At 31.7% G+C, this 20,273-nt stretch carries 16 protein-coding genes; 4 read left to right on the forward strand and 12 right to left on the reverse strand.

Annotated features, from left to right (window positions below):
• Positions 1-27: 27 nt before the first annotated feature.
• The 5 genes from B3L86_RS13560 to B3L86_RS13580 all read right to left on the reverse strand — a co-directional run bounded on the left by B3L86_RS13560 (position 28) and on the right by B3L86_RS13580 (position 4,845).
• Entirely contained in the window at positions 28-1,101 is a 1,074-nt protein-coding gene (locus tag B3L86_RS13560) for an alanine/ornithine racemase family PLP-dependent enzyme (protein WP_291120373.1), read from the reverse strand.
• Positions 1,101-2,252 (reverse strand): alanine racemase, encoded by a 1,152-nt coding sequence (gene alr / locus B3L86_RS13565; protein ID WP_291120376.1) that lies wholly within the window; start codon positions 2,250-2,252, stop codon positions 1,101-1,103. The genes B3L86_RS13560 and alr overlap by 1 nt, the downstream gene beginning before the upstream one ends.
• Positions 2,242-3,396 carry an amidohydrolase gene (locus tag B3L86_RS13570; protein ID WP_291120379.1) on the reverse strand — a complete coding sequence of 385 codons (1,155 nt, stop codon included), beginning with the start codon at positions 3,394-3,396 and terminating at the stop codon, positions 2,242-2,244. Before B3L86_RS13570 ends, alr begins: the two co-directional genes overlap by 11 nt.
• A 5-nt stretch (positions 3,397-3,401) precedes the next feature.
• Positions 3,402-3,836, reverse strand: a complete 435-nt coding sequence (locus B3L86_RS13575) for a GNAT family N-acetyltransferase (protein WP_291120382.1) — start codon at positions 3,834-3,836, stop codon at positions 3,402-3,404.
• A 274-nt stretch (positions 3,837-4,110) separates the two neighbouring features.
• On the reverse strand, positions 4,111-4,845 hold the full coding sequence (locus tag B3L86_RS13580) for a DUF2490 domain-containing protein (RefSeq protein WP_291120385.1): 735 nt from the start codon (positions 4,843-4,845) through the stop codon (positions 4,111-4,113).
• Between the two features lie 82 nt (positions 4,846-4,927).
• Here B3L86_RS13580 and B3L86_RS13585 point away from each other — a divergent pair, with 82 nt between their 5' ends.
• Entirely contained in the window at positions 4,928-6,463 is a 1,536-nt protein-coding gene (locus B3L86_RS13585) for a YifB family Mg chelatase-like AAA ATPase (RefSeq protein ID WP_291120388.1), read from the forward strand.
• Between the two features lies 1 nt (position 6,464).
• Here B3L86_RS13585 and B3L86_RS13590 read toward each other — a convergent pair whose 3' ends face one another.
• The 7 genes from B3L86_RS13590 to panB form a co-directional block, all read right to left on the reverse strand.
• On the reverse strand, positions 6,465-7,820 hold the full coding sequence (locus B3L86_RS13590; RefSeq protein WP_291120391.1) for a hydroxymethylglutaryl-CoA synthase family protein: 1,356 nt from the start codon (positions 7,818-7,820) through the stop codon (positions 6,465-6,467).
• A gap of 189 nt (positions 7,821-8,009) precedes the next feature.
• Positions 8,010-11,690: a PAS domain S-box protein gene (locus B3L86_RS13595; protein ID WP_291120394.1), complete on the reverse strand. Its 3,681-nt coding sequence runs from the start codon at positions 11,688-11,690 to the stop codon at positions 8,010-8,012.
• A gap of 413 nt (positions 11,691-12,103) precedes the next feature.
• Positions 12,104-12,889, reverse strand: coding sequence for a hypothetical protein (locus B3L86_RS13600; protein WP_291120397.1), 786 nt, complete (start codon positions 12,887-12,889; stop codon positions 12,104-12,106).
• A 17-nt stretch (positions 12,890-12,906) separates the two neighbouring features.
• Entirely contained in the window at positions 12,907-14,238 is a 1,332-nt protein-coding gene (locus B3L86_RS13605) for an aldehyde dehydrogenase (RefSeq protein ID WP_291120399.1), read from the reverse strand.
• A 39-nt stretch (positions 14,239-14,277) separates the two neighbouring features.
• Complete coding sequence (locus tag B3L86_RS13610; RefSeq protein WP_291120401.1) at positions 14,278-15,630, reverse strand: hypothetical protein; 1,353 nt, start codon at positions 15,628-15,630, stop codon at positions 14,278-14,280.
• Between the two features lie 80 nt (positions 15,631-15,710).
• Positions 15,711-16,400 carry an RluA family pseudouridine synthase gene (locus B3L86_RS13615; RefSeq protein ID WP_291120404.1) on the reverse strand — a complete coding sequence of 230 codons (690 nt, stop codon included), beginning with the start codon at positions 16,398-16,400 and terminating at the stop codon, positions 15,711-15,713.
• Positions 16,401-16,447: 47 nt separating this feature from the next.
• The gene (gene panB / locus B3L86_RS13620; protein WP_291120407.1) at positions 16,448-17,266 is read right to left on the reverse strand and encodes a 3-methyl-2-oxobutanoate hydroxymethyltransferase; all 819 of its coding nucleotides are present in this window, start codon (positions 17,264-17,266) and stop codon (positions 16,448-16,450) included.
• Between the two features lie 91 nt (positions 17,267-17,357).
• On the opposite strand from panB, the gene B3L86_RS13625 reads away from it, so the two are divergent.
• Genes B3L86_RS13625 through B3L86_RS13635 form a run of 3 tightly spaced genes read left to right on the forward strand, consistent with a single transcriptional unit; the run spans position 17,358 to position 19,917 of the window.
• Complete coding sequence (locus B3L86_RS13625) at positions 17,358-17,792, forward strand: nuclear transport factor 2 family protein (protein WP_291120410.1); 435 nt, start codon at positions 17,358-17,360, stop codon at positions 17,790-17,792.
• A 2-nt stretch (positions 17,793-17,794) separates the two neighbouring features.
• Positions 17,795-18,532: a prolipoprotein diacylglyceryl transferase family protein gene (locus B3L86_RS13630; protein WP_291120412.1), complete on the forward strand. Its 738-nt coding sequence runs from the start codon at positions 17,795-17,797 to the stop codon at positions 18,530-18,532.
• A complete protein-coding gene (locus B3L86_RS13635) occupies positions 18,529-19,917 on the forward strand; it encodes a radical SAM protein (RefSeq protein ID WP_291120414.1) in 1,389 nt (462 codons plus the stop codon). The genes B3L86_RS13630 and B3L86_RS13635 overlap by 4 nt, the downstream gene beginning before the upstream one ends.
• Positions 19,918-20,273 lie beyond the last annotated feature (356 nt).

The following is a 20,273-nucleotide window of genomic DNA, read 5'->3' on the forward strand; positions in this document are numbered from 1 at the left end:
CAGAAAGGAGCCTAACGAGCTCCTTTTTTATTCCACAATTTTTTCAATATAATCAGAATTTAAAAGTTGCAAAGCTCCCATATATTTCAATTTGAAAGAAATCAAATCGCCAACAGAATACTGATTTTCTGAATTAGAAATATCAACTACTAACATATCCGAACTAGCATCCACGATCGTGATATTTTCATCTTCAACTTCTAAATATTTAGGTTGCATATCCAACAAACCAATGTCCAAAATAGCTCTAAGTGATGTTCCGCCTAAATCTTCAATATTTGCAATTGAAAATGAATTTCCAGCCACATTTTCGCCTAATTCACCATCAGGAATGTTCGGTTTTTGAGTGATTTCGATGATTTCGGCATATAATTTAAAAACATCGTTATGCATGTTTTCAATCGTTTCACCGGTAAATAAATCTTTTCCAAAAAACAACGCTTCACCAACTCTAAAATGATTCACCGCCATCGGTCGTGCATTCTTTAAAATCAAAGGAACCGCCACTGAAGTTCCTCCTGAAACCCAAGGAATAGAAACGTTGAATTTGGCTTCAATCAATTGTTTGTATAAACTTAATTGAATCAATTTGTCTTGCGTTGGCATTACGCCACTCAAACAATTTAAATTCGTACCAATTCCGCGAACTTCTATGTTTGGTAGTTGTAAAACTTCGCCATAAAATTGGATTAATTCTTCGCCCATTACACCTTCACGCAAATCGCCCATTTCAATCATAATGATGATTTTATGGATTTTATTTTGTCTAATCGCTTCTTCTGAAAGAAGTTTTATTGTGAAAATTTCGGTGTTAAAACTCACATCAGCAAATTCAACAATTCGTTTAATACTTAACTTTGCCGGCGGTTTGATGTAAACGGTTTGAATAGCCGGATTTAGTTTTTTTACTTTTTTTAAATTACTGATTCTGGAATCGTGAATTTCAGTTGCACCAAGAGCAATTAACTCTTTCAAATAGATTATATTTCCACACAATAATTTGGAAACAACGCCCCATTCTATATTTCTGGATTTGAATAAATCGTCAAGAAAACTATAATTTTCTTGAAGTTTTGATCGATATAATTTGATAAATGCCATTAGATTAAAATTTTTCTGGGAATTGATTTTGAAATTCTCGTTAGTAATTCATAATTTAATTGATTACTGTTTTCGCTAAACGAAGCTACAGAAACATCAATTTTTTCTTGGCTTCCGATGAGAATTACTTCATCGCCAATTTGAATGGAAGGAATATCCGAAACATCCACCAACATCATATTCATATTGACCGTTCCCACCACCATACATCGCTGTTGATTTATAATCACTCGACCTTTATTACTCAGCGAACGACTGTAACCGTGTGCATAACCAATTGGAATGGTGGCAATTTTCATTTTTTCTTTCGCCATAAAACTCGTTCCGTAACCAATGAATTCGCACGCATCAATTTTTTTGATACTCATCACTTGACTTTTCCAAGATATGACTCTTTTTAACGGATCAATTTTCTTCTTTTTGGAGGAAATATAACTGGCAAAAACCTCAGGACTTGGCCATAATCCATATTGCATAATTCCGATGCGAACCATGTCCATTCTGGTTTCAGGAAACATAATTGAAGCGGCTGAACAAGCGGAATGTTTTATTTTTGGGATTAAATTTTTTACACAGAAATAAGCATATATTTTTTCAAATCGTTCAATTTGTTGTTTGACTCTAAAGTAATTTGACATACTTTCGGCTCCGGCAAAATGTGTGCATAATCCTTTGAATTCGATATGATTTTCTTCTTTTTTTAGTAAAGAAATTAGGCTGTTTAATTCATTTTGAACAAAACCGGTTCGATTCATACCGGTTTCAACTTCAATGTGAATGATGGCTTTTTTATTTAACTTTTTACTGATTTTAATGGCTGAGTCTAATCTTTTTTTATCAAATACAAAAAATTCAATGTCGTTTTGAATAACCCATTCCATTAGTTCATCCGAGACAAATCCCATAATCAAAATGGTAACTTTTTTAGGAAGTTGTTTTTTAACGAGTTGAGCTTCGGCAACATCAAAAACAGAAAAATGTGCAACACCAGATTTATGAGCCATTGTCACAAATTCTTCAATGCCATGACCATACGCATTTCCTTTTACAACAGAAGAAAGAATGACATCTTTGCCATACATTTTCTTTAAAAAAAGTAAGTTGTTTAGATAGGAATCTGAATTAAGTTCTATAATAGAATTAGTATGCATTATTGATTTCTTTACTGATTTGATGAAATAATTTTACGCCGGTTGCCATAATTTCATCCGGAAAATCATAATCCGAATGATGCAAAGCCGGAATTTCTTTTCCAGCTCCAAGTCCAAACATTGCTCCTTTATGTAGTTGTGTGAACAATCCAAAATCTTCGCCCCAACTAAAAGGAGTTTCTTTTTCAAGTACATCCAATCCTAAAATTTTTGATGCATTTTTGATGAAATTGTTCGCATCAGCATTATTTTCATTGGCTTGGAAAGATTCCGTCCATTTAATTTTATATTCTAATTGATGATTTTTTGAAATTTCTTCGGTCAAGTTTTCCAATTCTTTTGAAAGTTTATCCATTTCTTTATTAGTTTGACAACGAATAGTGAAATGAACTTCGCCTTTGCCAGCTGAAACACCATACGCTTTTTCACCTAACGAAATGTAAATAGGAGTAAGGATTGAAAAGTTAGGTTTCGTTTTATCCATTTGATTTTTCTCATCAAATTGTTGAATGATTGATGCAATTGTCAATGCCGGATTAATGCCATTTTCAGGTTCGGCAGCATGAGCAATTTTTCCTTTCAATCGAATAATCATACTTTTTACAGCACACGAAAAAGTGCCGTCTTTCACAACAATTTGATTTTTATCAAATCCGGGTAAGTTGTGCAAAGCAAAAACATAATCGGGTTTGTACTTTTTAAAATTATCATCATTGGCTACTTTTTCTGCACCTGAACCATTTTCTTCGGCAGGTTGAAACAATAAAATTACGTTTCCTTTTTCCGGTCGTTGATGATGTAATTCGGTCGCCAATCCGCACAAAATAGCCATATGACCATCGTGTCCGCACTTATGTGAAATAGTATTTTTTAAAGATTTATGTTCAAATGAATTTGTTTCTTTAATGGGTAACGCATCCAATTCACATCGAAATAAAATTGATTTTCCTTCTTCAGCACCTTTGTAAAGGGCAATAATTCCGGTTCCGCCTACATTGGTTTGCATTTCATCGGGTGGATATTGTTCTAAAAATGAAACAATTCTTTTTGCAGTTTCTATCTCTTTTCCTGACAATTCAGGGTTTTTATGTAGTTCTTTTCGAAAACGAATGAGTGATTCCAGTCGTTGGTTTAAATTTTCCATAACGATTATTTGGTTAACCTCATTTCTAAATATTTGTTGGTAAACCCCATCTTTTTATACAAATGAAAAGCCGGATTATCGGGTTCAACATGCAGTGCAATGGAACCAGTAGTGGAATCAATCGCTTTTTGCATTAATTTTTTGCCATAGCCTTTTCCGCGTTGTGAATTATCAACAGCTATGTAGACAAGAATATTTTCCGGAATGTAATCTTTCATGCCGGTGTTGTTCAAAATAACGACGCCAACGATTTTATTTTCATCCAAACCAATAACTATGGTGCCGCCTTTTGCGGGATTCATTACAAAGTCGATGCATTTCAAAATAGCTGATGTTTTATCGCCATATTGTTCCAAATGAGTGAATAAAAATTCAGCAATAACTTTTGGAGAATAAGTTGGATGATTTCCTGTTTGAGTGGTAATGAGTATAAATTCCATAATTCATTTCTATTAAAAATTCAAAGACAAAATGCCTTTTTTATTTTTTTTAAATTTGATTATTTATGCCGTAATTGGGATTTTCCCAAGGCAGATGAACAGTTAAAACTGTTACTTGATTTTAAGAAGATTTCCTTCGTTGGAAATCAAAAATTTGGATTAGTAGAATGAATGAAAATAGCAATAAGTTAATCCAAACAAATCAATTTGACGGTTGCAAAGGTACGAAATAAAAAAGGAATGATATTTTTTGACTAAAATCAATCAGGAATGATTACTCTGTTGGATTGTTTTTTTTAGTTAAATCAAAATTATGAAATACCAACAATTGAAGGTTGTGATTCATTCTAAAGCTAAATTCGGTATTCGATTCAATTAGTTGATTCATATAGGCTAATTGAAATGTCATGTTCTTTGTTTGATAGCCAAAACCAAGCGAAATTCTGTTTTGGTCCAATCGGAAATTGTTTTTAATTTCATGTCCGGCATTAAACAAAATTTCATCAGAAGCAACCGCAAACCAGTTACCGGTTTTATCTTTTGTAAAGAAATAGCGTGATTGAAATAAATATCGAAATCTGTAATTAAAGTTGAATTCATTTTGTAAAAAATCATCAACTATTACACCTCTAAATCTGGCTTCGTATCGTATTCTATGAAAGAAATTAAACGATTTTTTTTTGTGACTAAAAGTTGTTTGTCCAAAAATACGGTGTTCGGGTCTATAGGTGTCATTTCCTTCGGAAGGATAAAACCAAGCATGAGCATAACCAAGCGTAGTGGTAGTTTTTAATTTATTGTCAAAATGATAAGTCAATCCGGTTCTTGCAATAAAAAAACTTTCAGGAACCCAATGAAAATCATTCCAAATTGAAATTGGTTTTGAGATTTTTGTTTGCGTAATATATCCTACCCAAATTTGTCTTTTTTCGTCAGTAATTTTTTGTGAAAAAACAATTTGTGAAGTAATTAAGAAGACTGCTAAAATTGAAATTTTACACAATTTCATGATTTAGTTAAAAATATTTTTCAAAAATACTTCTTTTCTATCAATGAATTTGTGATATTTGTCATAGATAAATTTATACGCCATGTTAGTTAAAGTATTTGGAAGTGCCGTTTTTGGTGTGGAAGCCACAACCATTACCGTAGAAGTAAACATTGATAAAGGAGTGGGCTACCACTTGGTAGGATTGCCCGACAATGCCATCAAAGAAAGCAGTTATCGCATTGCTGCAGCTCTCAAGAACAACGGATATTATTTACCCGGAAAAAAAATTACCATTAACATGGCACCGGCCGATTTACGAAAAGAAGGTTCTGCTTATGACCTTACTTTGGCTGTTGGTATTTTGGTAGCTTCAAGTCAAATTAAAGTTGAAGAATTAGACCGTTATGTCATAATGGGTGAACTCTCATTAGATGGAGGTTTGCAACCAATTAAAGGTGCTTTGTCAATTGCTATAAAAGCGAAAGAAGAAGGTTTCAAAGGCTTTATTCTTCCCATTCAAAATGTAAAAGAAGCCGCTATTGTTGAAGGTTTAGATGTTTATGGTGTTGAAAATGTTTTGCAAGTCATTGATTTTTTTGAAGGAAGAGGTAATTTGCAACCCACAATTATTGATACACAAACCGAATTTTCTCGTACGCTTGAATTTCCTGAATTTGATTTTTCGGATGTAAAAGGACAAGAAAGTATTAAGAGATGTATGGAAATTGCCGCTTCAGGCGGACATAATATCATTCTTATTGGTCCTCCGGGTTCGGGGAAAACAATGCTAGCCAAAAGATTACCAAGTATTTTGCCACCCATGACAATGAAAGAAGCTTTGGAAACAACAAAGATTCATTCGGTTGCTGGAAAAACAAAAGAAGCCGGTTTGATGAGTCAGCGACCGTTTAGGAGTCCGCATCATACGGCTTCAAGTGTTTCTTTGGTTGGCGGTGGAAGTTATCCACAACCGGGCGAAATTTCATTGGCACATAATGGTGTTTTGTTTTTGGATGAATTGCCGGAATTTAAACGAGAAGTTTTGGAAGTAATGCGTCAACCGTTAGAGGATAGAGAAGTGACCATCTCTAGAGCTAAATTTACAATTACTTATCCTTCATCGTTTATGTTGGTTGCTAGCATGAATCCTAGTCCGGGAGGTTATTTTAATGACCCTGATGCTCCGGTGAGTTCATCTCCGGCTGAAATGCAACGGTATTTGAGTAAAATTTCGGGTCCGCTATTAGATCGAATTGATATTCATATTGAAGTTAATCCGGTTCCTTTTGAAAAGTTAACTGAAAAGCAAAAAGCAGAGAGTAGTGTAGAAATTAGAAAACGGGTTACACATGCCAGAGAAATACAATCGCAACGCTTTGAAAATTTTGAAAATCTTCATTACAATGCTCAAATGGGAAGCAAACACATCAGAGAATTTTGTGTGTTGGATGATGCTTCATTAAGCCTTTTAAAAACAGCAATGGAACGTTTGAATTTATCAGCCAGAGCGTATGACCGAATTCTGAAAGTGGCACGAACTATTGCAGATTTAGAAGCTTCGGAGCCTATTAAACCGAATCATATTGCTGAAGCAATTCAATATAGGAGTTTGGATAGAGAAGGGTGGTTGGGGTAGTTTACTTTACATATTCATAATACCTTGCTCCAACCAAAACCGGATTATCTCTTTCAATCGATTTTAAAACAAATTCATTTTTTGGTTCTAAAACAGAATGTTGCACTTCTTTTTTATGCAGTTTTTCATAAGTTTCAAAATCTATAGAATGACATCGTTCTAAAGTTTCAAAGAAAAGAGTTTGGTTGATGACTGATTTCCAGTTTTCGCCCATTGTAGCTTCAAATACTTTTGATTTGGAACCGCTACCATAGGCTATGAAACCCACTTTTTTATTTGCAATATCATTATTTTGTTGTGAATGATAGCATAAAGTGGAAAGTAATCCAATAAAAATGGAACCGGTATAACAATTGCCAATTTGACCCGAAGCTATTTCTGAAGGGTAGATTTTTTGGTTGATGAGTTCTAAATATTGCGGACTTTTAGTCAAGGCTTTTAATTTGTCTTTTTCAGTTTCACCGATTTGTCTGTTTAATAATTCCGGATTTTCTTTAGCAAAAATTTCAATAAAAGTTCGTCTACCTTGAAAACAGTAGGGTAGATGCATCAGGATAGCTGCCCAGTTTTCATAAACTTTACCGGATTGTTGACTTTCTTTTTTAAAGTGATTGTAAGCTTCGGTAATTCGAATGATGTAGCATTGGTTTGAATACTGTCCGTCAAAAACGGGTTGTTCTTTGTAAATTGAAATTTCATTTTCTAAAACACCTAACCATTCCTGGTTTTCGGATGAATTGGTAATTTCAGCTTTTGTAAAATTTCTTCTGGGTTTAAAAAAGTCAAAAACACCCTCTGTTGAAACACCAACATTATTAGAAAAACTTAAAATTCTTGGATTTGAAGTAATCAACATGGCAACAGCACCGGCTCCTTGCGTATATTCTCCTGTTGATTCTAAATCATATTTTGCATTATCAGACGCAATTACAATTGCTTTTTTGGTTGGATTTAATCTAACGTAGTCCAAGCAATTTTGCAACGCATCCACACCACCAATACACGCGAAAGTTAAATCTACAACGTCACAATTTCGAAAAGAACCTTCACCTAATTTATTTTCCAATAACGATAAAACATAAGAGGCAATAGGTTTTGAACTATCCACGCCACTTTCTGAGCCAATATAAATTCGAGCAATTTCTGAAGGATTGATGTTTTCCTGTTGAATTAATTTTAAGCCTGCATTGGCAGCAAAAGTCACCACATCTTGGTATTTGTCTGGAAAACTCATTTTATGCAATCCCAAACCTTTAATTAGTTTATCAGGTTCAATATTTCTATGGATTGCAAGTGTTGAAATAGGTAAGTATATTTTAGGAATATCAAAAGAAATGCTATCGATGCCAACGTTCATTTTTAATGTTTTAGGAAAACAAATGTATAAAAGTGAACACCAATTTGATATGAACATTTCATAAAAAATCCCTTAAATAAAACGAATTATGAATGTTTTATAAAAGGGAACTTTTAATTTAAGAAAAGATATTTTTTTATTGAAATACTGAATTTAATTCAAAATTGGTATGTAGCGATTTGTTTAAAATTATTTCACCCAAGTAGAAATTATTTGTTCTAACGAACCTTTTATGATAGGTTTTGACAAATAATCATTCATTCCCATTTCGAGACATTTTTCTTTTTCTCCAATTACCGTTCCTGCGGTTAAAGCAATTATTGGAATAGACTTATAATTTATAATTTTTCTAATTTCTATTGTTGCTTCATACCCATTCATAACCGGCATTTGAATGTCCATAAAAATTATATCAAAAATGTTACTTTGGCAATTTTCAATGGCTTCGATTCCGTTGGAAGCTATATGAATTTTACTATTTGGTATTATTTTTCTGATTAGGGTTTTTGCGAGTAATGAGTTAATATTATTGTCTTCAACAATCAAAACATTAGGTTCTTTGTCAGAAACAAATGTTATTTCACTTCCTTCAATATTGATGAAATTCAAATCGGGATTATCTTTTGATGATGACTGAACCACCAAATCAAAAAAGAAAGTACTTCCTTGATTTGGGAAACTTGTCAATTGTAGTTTACTGTTCATTAAGGCTAGTATTTTGTTGGAGATGCTCAATCCTAAGCCAGTTCCTCCAAATTGTCTTGTTGTTGAACTATCTTCTTGTGAAAAAGCTTCAAATATTTTGGATTGGTTCTCTTCTTTAATTCCAATACCGGTATCAATTACGGAAAATCTTACAACTGATTGATGTGTGTCAATTTTATTTAGTGTAGTAATTTTAAGTTTTATTTTTCCTGTTGCAGTAAATTTTACTGCATTTCCTAATAGGTTGATTAATACTTGTTTTATCCTGATAGGGTCAATCCAAATTCGAATAGGTACATCAGCATTGATATGTAAATCTACGTCTAATTTTTTCTGAATAGCTTCAAATTTAATGGTATCAATAACTTCTCTTGTTAGATCTGACAACTTTACTTCTTCAACATTTAGTTCTAAATTACCAGATTCGATTTTAGAAAAATCAAGAATATCATTAATTAAACCCATCAGTGATTTTGCAGACTGATTAACGGTTTTCATGTATTTATTTTGTTGTTTATTCAGATCAGACTGCATTAAAAGTTCTGTAAAACCAACAATACCGTTTAAAGGTGTTCTAATTTCATGACTCATATTTGCTAAAAACTCTGACTTGGCTTTATTTGCAGCAATCGCCATTTCCTTTTCTTTGATAGCATCTTCTTTGAGTTTTTGTTCTGTAATGTCAATGAAAATTCCTTCAATGAAATCAATTTCATCCCCTTTTTTAACGATATCTCCAAATTCTTCGACCCATGCAATCTCTCCGTTTTTCTTAATAATCCTATATTCTTGATGAATTTTAAGACCTTTTTCTAAAGCTCTTTTTTGATCATAAATTACTTTGACTTTGTCATCTGGATGAATTAAATTTATAAACAAAATTTCGTTGCTTAGAAATTCTTCCTTTGAATAGCCGGTTAAATTTTTTACTTCATCATTTATATATAGTTTTGTCCATTTTTCATCGTTTTTAGATAAATAAACGGTACCTGGGATATTTTCAGCTAATAACCTAAATCTTTCTTGGCTTTCATGAATGATTGCTTCATTTTGCATTCGTTCTACAGATGAAGAAATATAGTTGACTAGCGTTTGTAAAATTGAAATTTCATCATCAGACCAGATTCGTTCAATAGTACAATCATCAAAACCAATAAATCCAATAGTTTTGTTTTGAACTTGAAGTGGAATAACCAAAACTGAAAGTATATCTTGTGATTTCAATAACTCTTTATAATCACATTCATAAATATCTTTAACCAGTTTTTTGTATAATTTTTTTGCCTTTAATGGAACAATTATATCTAATATTAATTCATAAGGAACGTTTTGTAAATTTGGATTGTCAATTTGAGGAACTATGTTTTCATTAACCCATTCAAATTTTTGGCAGGCTGTTCTGCTAATTTCATTATTTTCAAAATAATAAATTCTATCAATATTTGTGACTTTACCTATCGCTTCAAATATGGCATCAAATTCGTTGTATATGTTTTTAGAAATTAATATTTTCTCTGAAATTTTACTAACAACTGTTAAAAATTCACTTTTATATTTTAGATTAAATTCAATTTCTTTTCTCTTTAAAGTCTCTAAACCGATTGAGATTATTTCTGAAATGGAACGAGCAAAATTGATATCTTCATTATCCCAAAAACGAATAGAGTCAGTAATTTCTAAACTAAGTATTCCAAAAAGTTTACCTTCAATAAACACTGGATAATCAAGTAATGATTTAATGTTGTGTATCTTAAAATAGGTTTTGTTGAATTCAATAGTTTCAAAATGATTGATTACATCTGAAGCAATAATCATTTTTTCTTTTTCAATGCTTTCAAAATAGATAGGATAATCTTTTTTATATAAAATAGTTTCTTCTTGTTGATGAGTTTGATTTAAAGTATACAAATGAATACATTTTAAATAATCATCATTATATTCCCAAAAACTAATTCTATTACAATTTGAAGATTTTGCTGCATTTTCTAATACAATTTGAAGCAAAGTAAGTGTTGTATCAAATTTTGAAAATTTTAAAACCGATAATTTTGTTGTAACATCATTGTATTTTTTAATTTTTTCCTGACGTTGTATGTTTTCAATTTCTATTGTTTTTACCAAGGTAATGTCTCGGCTGATTCCGGAGTATCCAATTATTTCATTGTTGTCATTTCTCTTTATTGAGATTTTTTGAGAAATCCATATAATTTCTCCATTTTTCTTATAAATTGGAAATTCAACAATAGCTAAATTTTTAAGGTTTTTGATTTCATCAGTATAATATGAAATAATCTTATTTTTATAATCATCATGGATTAATTCTCCAAAATAAATTTCTTTTAATTCTTCAATATCATAACCCAATAATTCACTTGTAAAACTATTTATGTATATAAATTTTCCATCAGAATCTGTTTCAAAAATAATATCTCGGGCAGATTCAATCAGATTTTGGTATTGATTTTCAAGATTAATTTTTTCGGTTATATCATGACCAATTCCAACAAATAAATTTTCACCAAATTGTTTGTCAACCCATTGAATGTATTTGTAATCTCCGTTTTTGCATTTTAACTTTCTGGTATACAAACGGTCTCGAACAAAAGTGGAATGATAAGCTTCACCAATAAATTCAGGGTCTTTGGTTAATTCCCAAAATTTCATTCCCAAAACTTCTTCACTTGAATAACCTAAAATTGTAGCAATCGTTTCGCTACAAAACACTACATTTCCTTTTCTTTCTGTAGCAATAATCAATGAATTCCCTTTGTTTACAATTTCATTGGTAAACAAAAACTTATCTTTTCTCCTTATGGATGAAATAAATCGGGTATAGTTTACAGATAAAATTACCAAACTAAAAACAACAAAGATAATGGTTACTTTTTGTGGTAAATAGTTTAAAAAATAACCCAAAATTATAGCTAAAGTTGCAAGAAAAACATAAACGAGATAATGATAGAAATTTTTAAAAACGATGTATGCTAAAAATAGTGTAGTAATGAATCCTGTAAAAGTTACCAATTCAAATTCTCTTAAAAATAGATTTTTTAGAACTGATAAATTGAATAAAATGAAACCAAAAATAAATATTTCATAGATGTATTTATTAACCCAATTTACAGTTAAACTCAAGTAGTAAATTGATAAAAGAGAAATTCCCATTAAACAACTTTGCAGAAAAATTGAATGGCTTCTTATTTCAAAAATTTCGAAGAAAAAATCAGCAAAAGGGATAATAATTCCTAAGAAAAGAAAGTATAACTTATAGTGTTCTCTGTTTAAGTAATTCTCAGAATAATAACTTAAAATGGATTTGTTGAACGAAACAATTTTTAAATAAATTAAATAAAAAAATAAGGAGAAAAGAGCAAATAGAATAAGTATCAACCACCATTTTTCTATAAGTAAGTTTAAGAATATAGAAATATATTCACTTTTAAAAATTAAAAATTTTTGAAAATATTCGATTTTTAAATCGTAGTTTAATTGTAATACAACCCGTAAAATAAAATCGATTAAATGTTTCATTAATAGGTTATTTGATATATGAGTTTTTTATAAGTCAAAATTATTGTTTAATACGATTGATTTTCCTTAAATGGATTTTCTTCTTTGCTTGAATCCGGTAAAATAGCATCATAAATCATATAAATCATTGAATAATAGAAGGGTAAAGTAAAAAATATACCAATACAAAAAGCAATAAATCCTACCATACTTAATAGTATAGAAACTACTAATAATCCTAATATAATCAATGGTTGTTTAATAACTAATTGGATGCTGTAATGTATTGCATCCGTTCCGCTGAGATTAGAAAAAATAATTAGCGGTATAGTTAAAAATGTAAAAAAACTTAATAATAATGAAAATAGCGTTCCATAAATTTGAACACCATTATACTCTAATAATGTAGTTACTCCAATACCAATAAAAGAAAGTATAAAAGCAGCAGAAAAAAGCTGGAGAAAGTGATTTGTTTTGTAATAATCAAAAGCGTTTCCAATTGAAAAAGGGTTGTTTTTTTCTGCTAAATGGATAATTTTAAATAAACCGGCTGTCATTGGGCTTGCTAATCCTGAAATTAAGCTGATTCCAAAAATATAAATCATCATACTTGTAGTAGATTCATAGATGGGGTTTATAGAAGTGGCGATGTTTTCAAGATCATCTAATTCAACAAACATAATTATAGTTGAAAAAGTCACAATAACTGTAATTATTGTAATAATTATAAATAATAAGCCGATAATTACTGCTACTTTTTTGTAATTTTCAAAAGCTTTTTCAAACAGTTTGCTAAAATCAAGTTCATAGCCATTTTCTAAGATTTTATCAATTAAATTTTTATGATTCTCCATTGTTTATTATATGATTTTTAAGTAAGCCAAGATATAACTTTTTTAATAAAATTTGATTTTTTGTTGTAAGGTGCATACCTAATCGGATTGTCTCCCCAATTGGGTCGTTTTACTATTGTTTTTTTATGAGAAAAAGTATCAAAACCTAGTTTTCCATGATAGGCTCCGATGCCACTATTTCCAACTCCGCCAAAGGGTAATCTTTTATTAGCAAAGTGAACCATACAATCGTTCACACAACCACCGCCAAATGAAAACTTAGTTATCATTTTTTCTGCAAATTTTTTATTATCTGAAAAAACATAAAGAGCGAGTGGTTTTTCAAATTTATTGATAATTGATTGCAGTTCATCTTCAGTAGCATATGAAATAATTGGCAATATAGGACCAAATATTTCATCTTTCATCAACTCACTATTCATCTCAAGTTCGTCAATAAGTGTTGGACTGATATATTTATCGTTTTCTGAAGTTATTCCACCAAAAATCACTTTTGAAGGTTCAATTAAATCGGAAAGTCGTTTCCAATGTTTACTTGAAATTATTCGAGCAAAATCCTTTGATTCTTCTTGATTTTCGCCATAAGCTGCGATGATTTCTTTTTTTACTAATTCTATAAAATCGTATTTTTCTTTTGCTTGAATTAAAATATAATCGGGAGCGATACAGGTTTGACCTGCATTGACAAATTTACCCCAAACTATTCGTTTTGCGGCAACTTCCAAATTGGCTCCTTCATCAATTATACATGGGTTTTTTCCGCCTAATTCTAAAGTTACCGGTGTTAAATGTTTTGCGGCAGCTTGTGCTACAATTTTACCAACGGCCACACTTCCCGTAAAAAAAATATAGTCCCATTTTTTTTCAAGAAGTGATTGTGCGAATTCCGGACCGCCATGAACGACCACGGCTTCTTTAACATCAAAAACTTCTTCTACAATTTTTGTAATAATTTGAGATGTTTGAAATGACAATTCAGAAGGTTTTAAAACAACTGTGTTCCCGGCAGCAATAGCTGCTATCAAAGGACTAAATGCCAATTGAAATGGATAATTCCATGGAGCAATAATTAAAACCCTTCCATAAGGTTCTGAATAAATAAAATCAGAAGATGGAAACGTCATTATTGAAGGCCAAACGCGTTTTGGTTTTGCCCATTTTTCAATATTTGAAATGGTATATTTCAAATCTGAAATAACATAATTGATTTCAGTTAAAAAAGTCTCAAAAGGTGGTTTCTTGAAATCTTTATATAACGCTTCAGTTACTTCATCTTCATGTTTTTTGATAGTTATCAAAAGTTTTCTGAGAAGTAATTTCCTTTTATGAACGGGAATAGTTGAATTCATTTTTCTCTGCTTGAATGTATTCAAATGTAGTGAGAAAAATTAACTTTTTCCAATGCCAAATCGAAATCCAAAATAAAAATCGGCATGTTTACTGTCATTAATCAAAGTTGTGATTACTGAACCTGAACCCACAAAAAATCCACCGGCTCTAAAGCCAATTCCGCCATTAAAACCCGAAATTTCATTTTGAGTCCAAGGTGAAAAAACTTCAAAATGTTTTAGCGAAAATCGTGGCGTAACAGTAAATGTATTTTGAGTTGTAATTTGATCATTTGAGCTGTCATTGTTCAATTTTTGTTGTAAAAAAAGGGAAACATATAAAGTTGGAATAACTCTTAAATCTGCATAAGCGTTTAAAACAGTTGGTAATTTTGCCTTAAAATCTCTGTTGGATGAAGTAGCGGTTAAAAAGCCACTGTCCAATAAAATTTGTTCCACTTCTTGTAAACTATCAACGCCGTCAAATTGACTTAAATTTAAGCTTTCATTTCCTTGAATAACTAAGGAATAGTTTGTAGAGGAATTGTTTTCATCTTTAAATGTCATGCTTCCAATATTTCTAACGGATAAACCCGAGTTGAATTTATATCCTTTGTCAGAATCAGTGTCTTTGATTAAAAAATTAGCACCAAAATCAGCACCAACACCATTCAATCCTCCAAAAACAGATCCTGTATAATTATCAAAATCTGAAAAACTGTTACCTAAATTGCCGGAATATGCAATGTTTAAGTTTGCATTGGTATCCGAAAGAAATGAGTTGCCTGCAACTGTTGTGATGGTTCCGTTCATTTTATCAGCACCAAAATTTGCATAAGAACCAGGGAACAATAGTTTTATAGTAGCACCACCATTTAATTTGTAATTTTCTGTTTCCCAAAGATTTCTACCTGCCGAAAAACCGATTTCACCATAAGTGGTTCCGTTTAAGCGTTGGTTATAATTTCCGTTTAAAGTGGTAGAATTTAACAAGGAGTTTAATCCGCCATTACTAATTGCATCTCCAATATTTACATCAATATCTACTAGATTTAATTTTCCATATGCTTTTGAAGTAATTGCAAATCCCCAATTTTTATGACGAAAGGCAACACTTGGCCCAAGTATTTCAACATCAAGTCGAAGGTTTGCCGGTTCAGAACCCACAAAAATGAGTTCTTCGAGATTGGTATCACCTGTTAAATCACTAAAACCGATTTTATTGTTAGCAACTGTTGTGCTTAATGCAAAAACATGTACTTCAACTTTAGAGCTCAAATTAGCCAATTCAGCCGGATTGATTGTTCCATTTAAAACGCCAATTCGTCTGGAAGTACTAATTCCTGAAAAATGATCTTGAGCAAAAAAAGCCTTGGAGCTCAGTAGTAAGAATAGAAAAATTATTTTTTTCATAATTATTAAGTTTTTAAGTAACAAGTGAAATGGTTTTTTACTTCGAAATATATAAACGAAAAATATGTAATTTTAGTTTTTTAAATAGAATTCCAAATGACATCATCAGGTAACGGAGCAATCAAATTAATTTGTTCTTTTGAAACAGGATGAATGAATGATAACTTTCTGGCATGTAAATGTATTCCACCATCCGGGTTACTTCTGTCAAATCCATATTTCAAATCGCCTTTGATAGGACAACCGATAGCTTGTAATTGTGCTCTGATTTGATGGTGTCTTCCGGTATGTAACGCAACTTCCAGAACATAATAGGTGTTTAAAGTTGCAATTATTTTATAGTTTAAACTCGCTTTTTTGCTATCAGGAACTTCTTTACTATGAGCTTTGGAAGTGTTGTTTTGTTGATTTCTTTTGATGAAATGAACCAATGTATCTTCTTCTTTAGGCGGTTTGTTTTTCACCACTGCCCAATAGGTTTTTTGCGTTTCACGTGAACTGAACAAATCGTTCATTCGGGTTAATGCTTTACTGGTTTTGGCAAAAACGACGATTCCAGTTGTAGGTCGATCAAGCCGATGAATCACACCTAAAAAAACATCACCGGGTTTGTTGTATTTTTCTTTAAGGAATTCTTTAACAATGTCAGGCAATGGTTTATCTCCGGAAGTATCGCCTTGTGCAATGTCTCCAACTCTTTTGTTTACTACAATCAGATGATTATCCTCATGAAGAATCTGTAAATTATCTTTTGTAGTAACTATTTTCATTCTCAAATTATCTCATTGATACATTGACACATTTCCCAATTGTCACATTAATACTGTTCATTCGCATTCGGAAAATCTAAGGCTTTTACATCCGATACATATTGTCCGATGGCTTTGGTCATGTCTTCGTATAAATTCATGTATCGTCGCAAGAATCGAGGACTAAATTCATGTGTCATTCCAATCATATCGTGCAGAACCAATACTTGACCATCAACTCCATTTCCGGCACCAATTCCAATTACCGGAATCGAAATACTTTCTGCCACTTTTTGAGCTAATTTGGCAGGAATTTTTTCTAAAACTAAGGCAAAACAGCCAATTCGTTCTAACAATTTGGCATCTTCTACTAATTTTTCGGCTTCGGCTTCTTCTTTGGCACGAACGGTGTAAGTTCCAAATTTATAGATGGATTGTGGTGTTAATCCCAAATGTCCCATCACAGGAATTCCGGCATTCAATATTTTTTTAATCGAATCTTTAATTTCACTTCCGCCTTCTAATTTTACGGCATGTCCGCCACTTTCTTTCATAATTCGAATGGAAGAACGCAAGGCTTCTTTTGGATCGGATTGATAGGTTCCAAACGGTAAATCAACAACAACCAAAGCTCTTTCACATGCACGAACAACGCTACTGGCGTGATAAATCATTTGATCTAATGTGATGGGTAAAGTCGTTTCGTGACCGGCCATTACATTACTGGCAGAATCACCTACTAAAATCACATCGATTCCAGCAGCATCTACAATTTTTGCCATTGTGAAATCGTAAGCCGTAAGCATTGATATTTTTTCGCCATTAGCTTTCATATCAAAAAGTGACTTGGTTGTAATGCGTTTGTAATCTTTTTTTGCTGTTGACATACTACTTATATTTAGAGATGTAAAAATACTATATTTGATTTAATTTGTAACATAAAGTTAAACATTGAAACCAATATAAAAAGTAAAAACAATGATTAAATATTTTTTACTGATGATTGTCTGTTTTTCAACTACAATTATTCAAGCTCAAAACCAAGAAATTGAAGCAACTATAAAACTTTTTTTTGAAGGTTTTCACCAACGTGATTCCACAAAAATTAAAGCTGTTTGTTCAGAAAACTTGGTTTTACATTCTATTTCTGAATCGGAAAAAGGAAGTAAATTTTCTATTGAAAAAGCATCCGGTTTTTATAAATCGATAGCTTCCATTCCTACCACAGTAAAAATTGAAGAAAAGATTCTAAGCCATACCATTCAAGTTGATGGCTCAATGGCTCACGCTTGGACGCCGTATGAATTTTATGTCAATGATAAATTAAGTCATTCCGGAGTGAATTCTTTTCAATTGTATAAAGAAAATGACGTTTGGAAAGTGGTTTATATTATTGATACGAGGCGGAAATAATCATGAAGTTTCCGGTAACGTTTGGATTTGAATCCGTTGAACCCGTTCATTACTTTTTTGAAGTATTGGCTTTTTTTGTGGGTGTTCGATTATATTATTATTTAAAAAAACGAACCGTTGATCCAATTTCAAACATCAATCGACTTTGGATTTTGGTAGGAGCTATGCTTGGAGCTTTATTAGGTTCTCGAATTTTAGCCGCTTTGGAAACTCCTTCACAACTTTATGAAATGACATGGCTCACTTTTTATCAAAATAAAACGGTGGCTGGTGGTTTTTTGGGCGGATTATTTGGTGTTGAACTCATCAAAAAAATAATCGGTGAAAAATCATCTTCCGGTGATTTGTATGTTATTCCAATTGTTGTTTCTGTTTTTATTGGAAGAATTGGTTGTTTTTTTGCCGGAATTACAGAACCAACGCATGGTATTGAAACCACTTTTTTTATGGGAATGGATTTGGGCGATGGACTAAAAAGACATCCTACTGCCTTGTATGAAATGCTATTTATGTTATTTCTTTTATTCCTTTTTTGGAAAATTAAGAACGTTAAATTACAAAACGGTGACCGATTTAAACTTTTTATGGTGCTCTATTTTTTGTATCGTTTTGGCATTGAGTTTTTGAAACCCATTGAACCATTGTTTTTGGGTTTGAGTAGCATTCATTGGTCAGCTTTATTTATATTTGTGTATTATGTTCCTTTTTTAAATCGAATTGCAAAGAAATTTAAAACATGAAAACCAGAGATTACATTTATTACGATTACACCAAAAGTTTGTGTCCGGAATGTTTGCATACGATTGATGCTAAAATTGTATTTCAAGATAATCAGGTTTTTATGCTTAAGCACTGTCGTACACATGGCGATTCAAAAGTTATGATTGCCGATGATGTGGAGTATTACAAGCAAATTCGAAATTACAATAAGCAATCCGAAATGCCTTTAAAATTCAACACAAAAGTGCATTATGGTTGTCCGTACGATTGTGGTTTATGCACCGATCATGAGCAACATTCGTGTTTATCTATTGTTGAAGTAACGGATCGATGTAACTTAACATGTCCGACCTGTTATGCCAGTTCAGGGCCAAATTACGGTCGTCATCGCACCTTAGAAGAAATTGAAAAAATGTTTGATGTGATTGTAGCCAACGAAGGTGAACCTGATGTAGTTCAAATTTCCGGAGGAGAACCTACTGTGCATCCTGATTTTTTTAAAATTTTAGATATTGCTAAAACAAAACCAATCAAACATTTGATGGTTAACACCAACGGAATTCGAATTGCCAAAGATGAAAAATTTGTGCAGAAGTTAGCAGATTATATGCCGGATTTTGAACTTTATCTTCAGTTTGACAGTTTTAAACCGGAAGTTTTAGAAAAACTAAGAGGCGAAGATTTAACCGAAACACGAAAAAAAGCAATAGAATATTTAAACAAATATAATCTGTCAACAACGTTGGTTATTACGTTACAAAAAGGTGTAAACGATGATGAAATAGGCGAAATTCTCAACTATGCGTTACAACAGAAATGTGTTCGAGGAGTTACTTTTCAACCCACGCAAGTAGCCGGAAGAAATCAAAATTATAATGATGGGGAAGGAAGAATAACGTTAACTGAAGTTCGTCGAAAAATTTATGAGCAATATCCGCTTTTTACACCACAAGATTTAATTCCGGTACCTTGTAATCCCGATGCACTTTGCATGGCTTATGCACTCAAAGTAGATGGAGAAGTTTTTCCAATGACACATTTAATTAATCCGGAAGATTTGTTGAATAACTCAAAGAATACGATTGTTTTTGAACACGATGAAAAATTAAAATCACACATGTTAAATCTTTTCAGCACGGGTGTTTCAGTAGATTGTGCTGAGGAAACGTTTGGCGAATTGATGTGTTGTTTGCCAAGAGTTCAATCGGATAATTTGAGTTATAGTAACTTATTCCGAGTACTGATAATGAATTTTATGGATCCGTATGATTTTGATGTTCGTGCTGTCAAAAAATCATGCGTTCATATTGTTAGCGATAAAATGAAAATGATTCCGTTTGAAACCATGAATATTTTCTATAGGGATAATAAGATTGATGAAATTAGAAAACAATTAAACTATTAGAAATGTTTATATTTTTTTTTATTACAATATTAGTTTGTGGTTTTATGTTCCTTATTGGATTAATACAATTGTTTGTTGAGAAAGATAAAAAGGAAAATGCATTAAAGTTAATGATGTATGGTTTAATAGGTCTTATTATTGGATTTGGTTCTTGTTTTGCAATTATTTACAGCTAAAAGATAGTATTATGGATGAATTTTTTGTTGGTTTTGGAATGATTGTCGCAATACTGAGTTTAATCAGTTTTGTAATTGGTTTTATATTGTTGTTTTTTGAATCAAAACGAAAGTTGGGTTTAAAGATGATGGTGATTTCAATTATCTCGTTTATTATGAGTATGCTCAATAAACTGTGTC

The sequence above is a fragment of the Flavobacterium sp. UBA6135 genome, assembly GCF_002428305.1.
Classification (GTDB): Bacteria; Bacteroidota; Bacteroidia; order Flavobacteriales; family Flavobacteriaceae; genus Flavobacterium.